Source organism: Kitasatospora sp. NPDC088783, from assembly GCF_044750705.1.
Lineage (GTDB): Bacteria > Actinomycetota > Actinomycetes > Streptomycetales > Streptomycetaceae > Kitasatospora > Kitasatospora fiedleri.
In genome coordinates this window covers 109,040-117,488 of sequence record NZ_JBIVKJ010000019.1, presented here as the reverse complement: position 1 = coordinate 117,488, position 8,449 = coordinate 109,040, and the positions used below count along the sequence as shown (strand labels likewise).

Annotated in this window: 8 protein-coding genes; 4 read left to right on the top strand and 4 right to left on the bottom strand. The window is 72.9% G+C overall.

The window, feature by feature from the left end:
- The coding region (locus ACIP60_RS33730) for a transposase (RefSeq protein ID WP_400692054.1) at positions 1 to 331 on the top strand (331 nt) is incomplete at its 5' end.
- Between the two features lie 337 nt (positions 332 to 668).
- Here ACIP60_RS33730 and ACIP60_RS33725 read toward each other — a convergent pair.
- The 4 genes from ACIP60_RS33725 to ACIP60_RS33710 all read right to left on the bottom strand — a co-directional run bounded on the left by ACIP60_RS33725 (position 669) and on the right by ACIP60_RS33710 (position 5,091).
- On the bottom strand, positions 669 to 1,214 hold the full coding sequence (locus ACIP60_RS33725) for an NUDIX domain-containing protein (RefSeq protein WP_400692051.1): 546 nt from the start codon (positions 1,212 to 1,214) through the stop codon (positions 669 to 671).
- Positions 1,215 to 1,307: 93 nt separating this feature from the next.
- On the bottom strand, positions 1,308 to 2,960 hold the full coding sequence (locus ACIP60_RS33720; protein WP_400692048.1) for a hypothetical protein: 1,653 nt from the start codon (positions 2,958 to 2,960) through the stop codon (positions 1,308 to 1,310).
- Positions 2,957 to 4,429 (bottom strand): hypothetical protein, encoded by a 1,473-nt coding sequence (locus tag ACIP60_RS33715; protein WP_400692045.1) that lies wholly within the window; start codon positions 4,427 to 4,429, stop codon positions 2,957 to 2,959. The genes ACIP60_RS33720 and ACIP60_RS33715 overlap by 4 nt, the downstream gene beginning before the upstream one ends.
- Before the next feature lie 8 nt (positions 4,430 to 4,437).
- The gene (locus ACIP60_RS33710; RefSeq protein WP_400692043.1) at positions 4,438 to 5,091 is read right to left on the bottom strand and encodes a hypothetical protein; all 654 of its coding nucleotides are present in this window, start codon (positions 5,089 to 5,091) and stop codon (positions 4,438 to 4,440) included.
- Between the two features lie 215 nt (positions 5,092 to 5,306).
- Between ACIP60_RS33710 and ACIP60_RS33705 the strand changes: the two genes are divergently transcribed.
- The 3 genes from ACIP60_RS33705 (at position 5,307) to ACIP60_RS33695 (ending at position 8,272) form a co-directional block, all read left to right on the top strand.
- A complete protein-coding gene (locus tag ACIP60_RS33705) occupies positions 5,307 to 6,623 on the top strand; it encodes a tetratricopeptide repeat protein (protein WP_400692040.1) in 1,317 nt (438 codons plus the stop codon).
- A gap of 140 nt (positions 6,624 to 6,763) precedes the next feature.
- Positions 6,764 to 7,183, top strand: a complete 420-nt coding sequence (locus tag ACIP60_RS33700; RefSeq protein WP_400692037.1) for a cupin domain-containing protein — start codon at positions 6,764 to 6,766, stop codon at positions 7,181 to 7,183.
- A 285-nt stretch (positions 7,184 to 7,468) separates the two neighbouring features.
- On the top strand, positions 7,469 to 8,272 hold the full coding sequence (locus ACIP60_RS33695) for a response regulator transcription factor (RefSeq protein ID WP_100836957.1): 804 nt from the start codon (positions 7,469 to 7,471) through the stop codon (positions 8,270 to 8,272).
- The last annotated feature ends 177 nt before the right edge of the window (positions 8,273 to 8,449 follow it).

The window sequence follows — 8,449 nt, the reverse complement described above, 5'->3', positions numbered from 1 at the left end:
GCCACTGCTGGACGCGATCCCGCCGATCCGCGGTCTGCGCGGCAGGCCCCGCCGATGCCCCCGCAGGCTCTTCGCCGACCGCGGCTACGACTACGACAAGTACCGCCGCATCCTCCGACGCCGGGGCATCACGCCGAGGATCGCCCGCCGCGGCGTCGCCCACGGCTCCGGACTCGGCAAGACCCGCTGGGTGGTCGAGCGGACCTTCGCCTGGCTCCACCAGTTCAAGCGACTACGGATCCGCTACGAGATACGCGCCGACCTCCACCTCGGCCTGCTCCAACTCGCCTGCAGCATCATCTGCCTACGGAAGCTCCGGACCTCATTTTGAAATGATCAGTAAAGCGGGGATAGCGCCGCCGAATCGCCCCCTCGGGCCCCCTTTCCACCCACGTCCACCGCCCTCCAACCGGCCCCGGGCCCGTTGCGCTACGTCACGATCCGTGGGTTAGAACCCTGGGAGAGCCGACGCACCGCGGGGCCGTTCCGGGCCGCCCGGCTGACGGTGCTCGGCGGCGGCCAGCTCCCGGAAGCGATCTTCGAGCGCGACCGGTGCGGAGAGGCCGGCGGTGGGTCGTCAGGCCGGCTCGGACGCTACAGGTGCACAGCCGACAGCGGTGGCTGCCTCACGGGTTCCCTGGGGGCGGCCACCGCTGGTCGGAGCCTGGTCAGATCCAGGTGTAGTTCTGGTCGGTGATCGGCTCCAGCTCGAACCGGCTCACCGGGGCGGTGGGGCTGTCGAGTTCGGCGATCTGCCGGCCGATCGGCGGGAACAGCGGCAGGCCGTCGACCTTGCGGTAGTCGTGCCACTCGATGGTGCCGACCTCGTGGGTGCCGTCGGGGAGTTCGTCGTACTCCTGGGTGGCGAGGCGGGCGCGGACCTCGGGGGTGACGTGGAGGCGGTAGATGAGGTGGAACTTGCGGGGCGGCGGGGTCGGGCCAGGGCGGGTGATCCGGGCGTCCGCGATCCAGATCAGCTCCGGCTCGCTGGCCGCCAGGTCCGGGCTGAGGCCGAGTTCTTCTTCGAGTTCGCGCAGGACGGCCTTGCGGTAGTCCTCGCCGTCCTGCACGTTGCCGCCGATGGTGGTGTAGTGCACGGAGTCGGGCCGGGTCCGGCGCAGCAGCGCGACGTCGTCGCCGCAGAAGACCAGGCCGGTGACGCGGACCTTGATCCTGCTGAACGGCTCGGACGTCGGCGCTTCGGTGGTGCTCATGGGGATGGTTCTCCTTGCTGGGGGTGGTGTGCCGGGGTTTCCCGGCGGGCCTCCCGACTCAACGGCCGGGAGGAGTCGGCGTGTTGAGGTTCTCTAGCTTGCCCCGGGAAAGCCGTGGGCGGCGCGTGCGTCGGCTTGGGCGATGTGTTCGATCTCGACGCCGGTGAGGGTGAAGCGGCGCAGGCGGCAGCCGGTGGAGCGCATGACGGGGGCGAGGTGGCAGGGGTCCATCTCCTCGATGAGGACGGTGGGTTGCTCGGTCGGCGGGTTCTTGCGGCCGGTGACGGCCAGCGGCAGGCGGGAGTCGGTGAAGGGCAGCGGGGTGATCCGCCAGATCGGGCCGCGGACGGTGGAGAGGCTGGCCTGCCCGAAGCCGCGTTCCTCCCGCATGGTCATCGGCTCGCCGTCGGTGGCGGCCAGGCCCCGGAAGAGGGGCAGGGCGCGGCCCTGGTTGACGATCTGGCCGGTGTCGATGGTGAAGTCGCGGGAGAAGAACGCGGCGGCCGGGTAGCCGGCGCTCAGCAGGGCGCGGGCGTGGACGGAGACCATCGGGATGACCTGCTCGCGCAGGTGCGCGGCGGCGGCCCGGTCGATGGGGTCGAGGGCCTGGGCCTTGAAGCGTAGGGCGGAGAGCACGGCGTCGACGTCGCTGGCGGTGGCGTCCGGAAACGGATCGCGGCGGGCCAGGCCGCGGGCGGCCTTGTGGTCGAGCAGGGTGTTGAGGAAGTGCCGGGTGGTGTCGGTGTAGCCGGACCTCTTCCGCCGGTCGGTGGCCGGGTAGAGGTTCAGGGCGGTGAAGCGGCCGTCGGGGTGGAAGTCGGGGTCGGCGCTGTAGTAATCGCCGTCGGCGTTGGTGAAGCGGTGCAGCCTCACGAGGGTGGCCCGGTGCTGCACGGCCAGCAGGCCGGCCAGGGCGTCGCGCACGGTGGCGCTGTCCGGCTGGGCGGTGTCGGCGGTGACGTGGAGGTAGGGGCGGCCGGGGGCGGACAGGATCGGCTGGCTGCGTTCGTCCAGGCGCTCGATGACGGTGACCGGCAGCGGGTCCTGGTCGGGCTGGGTGGCGATCAGCAGGTGCGGGCCGACCCGCAGGACGTGGTGTCCGTCGACGTGTGTGTCGGCCAGTTCGGCGATGCCGACCAGGGGTGCGAAGCGCATCTCGACGGCGGCGGTGGCGGCGCCGTGGCCGAGGCGGTCCAGCAGCGGCCGGTAGATCCGCAGGGTGTGGGCGAGGTCGGCGGTGTACTGGTCGCGGGAGGTGCCGGGGGCCTTGCCGACGTAGCCGGTCGCGTACGGGGTGAGGGAGAAGCGGATGCCGTCGAAGACCCCGCCGAGGTCGGCGACGATGCGGCGGTGCATCTCGGTCAGGCGGGTGTTGTGGGCGGAGAACCCGACCGAGGACATGCGGATCTTCACGCCGAGGACGTCGCGGGCCAGCTCGGCGTAGGTGTCCAGGTAGGGGTAGGCGCTGATGTCGTTGTCGAGGTAGGGGAAGAGGACGCCGGGGCGGTGGATGCGCCCCTGGGCGATCCGCAGACCGCGGGCGGCGGCCTCCTCCGCCAGGGCGGTCATCAGCTGGTTCAGGCCGCGCGGGGTGAAGCGCCACAGGTCGCTGCCGGCGGCCTGGCTGCACATCGCGCACTTGTTGAGGCAGCCGACCTCGGCGGCGAGGTACTGCAGGCGGGTGAGGGCGTCGTCGGGGACGGCGGCGAGCTGCTCGCGCAGGCTGGGCATCGTTGCGGTGGTCACGGGGCGGTTCCTTCCTTGCGGTCCGTCGGGAGGAGGTGCTGATCGAAGGCGGCCAGGAGCGCGCGGCCGGTCTTCGAGAGGGTGTGCGGGGAGGCGAAGGGGGTGGCGGCGGCCGTGGTGATGCCTTCGGCGGTGCCGAGTTCGGCACCCGGCTCGCAGAGGGTGCCGGGGGCGGGGAGGTTGGCGAGCAGGACCTCGCCGTGTCCGGCGTCGGCCGGGTGCGCGCCGGGGCGTACCCAGCGCAGGCGGCCGTCGTCAACGCGGTAGACGCCGGGCAGACCGAGGTGGGGGTCGAGGCGGACCGGCACGTCGCCGCGGTGGCGCAGCTTGAGGTAGTACGGGCCCGGCCCCGGGCTGGTGGCGGCGTCGACGGTGGTGGTGTTGAAGTCGTCGGGGTCGGGCAGCCAGGTGACGGGGTGGTCGAGCATCGTGGTCAGGTGGGCGATCAGGAACGGCGGCAGGCCGCGCAGTTGCTGGTTGACGGCGCAGACCTCGGTGGTGCCCTGGTTGCGGCAGTTGATCTCGCCCAGGAACACCGCGCCGTCCGCGGTCAGCAGGGCGTCGAGGCCGAACAGGCCCTTGATCCGGTGCGTCTCCCAGGCCCAGCGGGCGATCCGCACGGCGGCGTCGACCAGGCGGGCGGCGGCGTCCCTCGGCCAGGGCAGGCACCAGGTGTTGCCCGCGCTCTTGCCCGCTCCGATGCCGGCCTCCGGCAGCCCGACGGCCTTGTGGGAGGGGCGGTCGACGTAGACCCGTAGGCGGCCCGTGTGGTCCGGGACGGAGAGCACGGTGGTGTTCGCCGACCAGCCGGTCACGAACGCGGTGACCCGGTAGGGGCCGGGCATCTTCGCGGCCCGCGCGAGGTCGGCTTCGTCGTCGACGAACACGGTGCCCCGGCCGCCGGAGTCCGCGCCCGACTGCACCACGACCTTCTCCGCGCGCACGAGGCGGCGCAGCTCGTGCAGGCCCGGCAGCGTGCTGTCGACCCGGGCGGCGGGCAGGTGTAGGGCGGCCAGGACGCCGGAGCGGTCAAGGATGTTGCCGAAGTTCGCCTTGTCCTCGACCTCGGCCCGAAGGCTCGCGTCGATGGCGGCGACCGTGCCTCCCGGCCCGGCCCACCGCCGCAGCTGGTCGGTGGCGTACCAGGCCGCCACGACCGGCCGCGGGTGGCGCCGGATGGCGGCCTGGGCGGCGTGGTCGAGGTCGGCCGTCCAGGACCGGCGCGAGGCGACGGAGCGGACCGGCGTGCGGCCCTCCAGCGTCAGCGCTTCGATGGGCGAGGCGGGCACCCACGGCTCGTAGCAGCCGATGGCGAGCGTCGGGCGGGCGGCGGCGACCGGCGCCGGGCCGGTGTAGGAGGTGCGGCCGGAGCTGGCGAACCGCTCGGCGGCGACCAGCGGCCTGCCGCCCAGGGCGGCCGTCAGCTCGTCTTGGGCGGCCTGCCACAGGCCGGGGTCGTGTCCGGGCATGGGGAAGGTCATGCGGTCCGCCCGTATACGCGCTCGGAGGCCGACAGGGTGGGGATGCCGGCGGCGGCGAGGACCTGGTCGGCGATCTCCTCGGGGGTGTGCTCGGCCGTGTCGAAGACCAGCAGGGTGCGGTGGCGGCGGCCGACGAAGTTCAGCAGGCTCGCGTTGAACCGGGCCGCGAACCGCTCGTCCTCGACGCTGCGGCGGTCCGCCTCGTCCACGTCCGCCCGCTCCGCCATCCGCCCGCCCCGCACCTGCGGGCTGGCGTGCAGGTAGACCGCGACGTCGAACGTGGCGAACACGCGGCTGGCCCACAGCGCGAGGGCGGCCGTCAGGTAGGGGCCGCCGGCCAGGCCGAAGGCGATCGTGCGGTCCGCGTAGCCGTCCTGGATGATCACCGCGCCTGCCGGCCGGGGCGGGTCGAGATGGACGAGGAGTCCGTCAAGGGCGTACCCGCCGACGAGGAACGCCGCCGTGATCGCGGAGCTCCGGGCCTGGCGGACCAGCGGGAGCCGCTTGAGCAGCGGTTCGACGGGGTGGTGCTCGGCGAGCATGCCGCGGTGCCGCACGGCGGTGACTCCCCGGGCTTCGAAGGTCTTGATCAACGTGGCGACGAGGGTGGACTTGCCCGACATGTCCAGTCCGTCGACGAGGATGCGCACGGCGTGCCTCCTGAACCTCGATGGGGTGGGCTCGGGCCGCCTGGCACGGACGGGTGCCCGTGGACGCGGGCGGTTCGGGGGAGGAGGGTGTTTCCTCGCCGACCGCGGGCGGCTGACTCTCAGTCAACGACCGTGCACGCAAGGGCAGAAGCTGCCAGGGTGTAGGCCAGCTGTCGGCCACTTGTCGGCCAGCGTCGGCCAGGGGGAGGGATGCCGTGTCGGCGGACACCGCACCGATCGGGACGCTGATCAGGGGCGCCAGGAAAGCGAAGGGCTGGTCGCAGCCCAGGCTCGGCCGCGAACTCGGCCTCGCCGAAGGCAAAGGAACCGCAGGTCCGGGCCGTGATCAGGTCTCGCGGTGGGAGCTCGGCGGACGGGTCCCGACGTACTGGCTGCCGTACCTGATCGAGGTCCTGCACCTGCGGGTACCAGACTCGGGCGGCACTTCGCCAACCGATCCGGAAGATCCCGAGCCGGGCGATACCGTGGACTCCGTCATCGAGTTGAGCCGGAGGGACGTGGTGGATCGCCGGGAGTTCATGGCCGCCTCCAGTGCGTACGCGCTCGCGGCGCTCGGGATGCCCGACCCGGACAGCCTGCTGCGGCGCGTCCGCCAGAAGACCGGCGGGAAGGTCCAGGTCGGCCGGGGCGAAGTCGCGGCCGTCCGCCAGATGACCAGGTCCCTCGGCGACGCCGCGGCCGAACTAGGCGGCGGACACGCCCGCCACCTCGCCGTCCGCTACCTCCACGACGACGTGTCCACTTGGCTGGACGGCACCTGGACCGAGGCCGTCGGCCGCGAACTGTTCGCCGCGACCGCCCAACTCGTCCACCTGGCAGGCTGGATGGCCCAGGACGAGGGCAACCAGGGCGCCGCCCAGGAGTACTACGCGCACTCCTTCCGCCTGGCCTCCGAGGCCGGCGACGCCGAACTCGCCGCCACCGCCCTGCGCGGACTCGCCGTGCAGGCCATCGACTTGGGCTTCCGCGCCACCGCCGTCCGGGTGGCAGAGGACTGCGTCAACCAGGCGAAGAACCTGGACGACCCCCGCGCGGTCGCCTACTACCAGGCCACCCTGGCCAATGCCGCCGCGCTGGACGGCGACCGGACCACCGCCACCCGCTCCCTCGTCTCCTCGCAGACCTCCATCGAACGAGCCACCGGCGCCCCCGGCGACTCCTGGGCCTCGCACTACAGCATCGGCCGCTGGGCCCACGAAGCCGGCATGATCCTCGCCCAGCTCGGCGATTACACCAGCGCGCAGGACCACCTCCACCACGCCCTGGAGATCCACGGCCTCGACCGCCGCCGCACCCGCGCCATCGTCCTCGCCGACCTCGGCACCGTCCGACTCCGCCAGGACGACGTCGACGGCGCACTCACCGCCTGGAACGACTTCCTCGACTGCGCGGACGGCATCCGCTCGATCAAGGTCCAGGACGCCGTCCACGACATGCGCGCCCGCCTCTACCGGCTCCGGGACGTACCCGGTGTCGATGAACTGGACGACCGGGCGTCGGCCATGGAGTAGAAGGTTCGAAGGCGGTCGCCCGCCACCCGGATCCGGTGAGGGCAGGCGCCGGGGAAGTCGGCGGGGACGTGCCGTGCTTGGACGTCCGGCCGCCCGTATGCTCCGATCCGCCCCGTCCGTACGAGAGGAAGGATCACCCCGTGGAGTTCGTCAGCCCCGGGCCCACGAGCAAGGGCCCCCGGGACCGTTTCAACGGTGATGTCTGGTTCGACGGCATCCGGGTCGGCCAGGAGCCGTCCCGGCTGTGCGCCAGCATGGTCCGCTTCGCTCCCGGTGCTCGCACCGCCTGGCACCACCACGCCGTCGGGCAGACCCTCCACGTCGTCGCCGGCGTCGCTCTGATCGGTACGCGTGACGGCACCGTCTTCGAAGCCCACCCCGGTGAGACCGTCACCTGCCCGCCCGGCGAGGAGCACTGGCACGGTGCCGCTCCCGACCGTTTCATGCAGCACCTCGCCCTGTGGGACGCCACCGCCCCCGGCGACGACCGGCCCGAGATCACCTGGCTCGAACACGTCACTGACGAGCAGTACGGCGCCGAACGCACCCGCAGCTGCTGACCGCGAGGGCGCCGTCGGTCCCGTCGTCGTCCGTTCTGAGCCGTTGTCCGGCTCCTTCCGGCCGGCACCGCGCTGCGGGGGAAGGCGGTTGACGGGGCATCAGTCCACGGCGGTGGCGGGCCGGGGCGGTGGCGGGGGCGGATCGGCCGGACACAACTTTTTCACGACGGCTTCGTGTGCGGGCGCTAGGCTGGCGGGTCGAAACGTTATCTCAGTGCGATGCGATCCGGGGGGCGCTGAACCGTGATCAAGAACGACTCAGCTCTACGGCAGGTGGCACGCGTCATGACGACGGTGGCCGAGCCGCCGGTGGCGGCCCCGCGGGCCGATGACGACTGGGTGGTCGACGTCGAGCAGTTCGAGCCGAGAACGAGCGTACTGCTGGCGGATCACGACCCGATCTCGCGCCGGGTGCTCGGGACGGTGTTGCGGGACGCCGCGCAACTGGACTACCTGCGGTGCGTGGACAGCCACCGGCCGATCCACGAGTGGTCCCGGCTGGCGCTGGCCGACGTGGTGGTGCTGGTGGTCGGCCCGCAGGACGAACCCTGGTCGGTGGTGCGGCAGTTGGTCGGGTGCCAGGTCAAGGTGCTGCTGATCGGCACGGACTGGAGCCGGTGGCGGGTGGACGCGGCGTTCGCCGCCGGGGCCACCGGGTGCCTGGTCAAGGACACCGAGATCGCCCGGCTGGCCAGCGCGACCCGGGCGGTGGCGTCCGGGCACGTGGTGCTCTCCCCGCAGGTGCTCGCGCAGGTGCTGGAGACCCGGCGGCTGTCCTCGGTCGGGTCGCCGTCCGGCCCGGCGCCGGGGGAGCCGCGACCGCCCGGGACGGAGAACCCGGACCGGCTGCTGCGCTGCCTCACCAAGCGCGAGCGCGAGGTGCTGGAGCTGCTGGCCGACGGCCGGTCCACGGCGGAGGCGGCCGGGGTGCTGAAGCTCTCCGCGGCCACCGTGAAGAGCCACGTCTCGCACGCGCTGGCGAAGTTGGGGGTGCGCAACCGGCTGGAGGCGGTGCTGCTGATGCAGCGCGGCCGGGCGGCCCGGCAGGCACGGTTGCAGGCCCCGCCGGACCGGGCGCAGGGTGCCTGACGGCGGTCCTGCGCACGGTCCGGACGGGGCCGCCCGGGACGAGGCCGGGGAGACTGTCCCGGGGTTTCGGGGCCGTGTCGGGCACGGCGGGTGAGGAGGGTAGGGAGGGCGAGGCGGGTACGGCGGGTACGGGCGGCCGAGGCGCGTACGGCGGGCGTTCGGCCGGCGGTGCCGCGC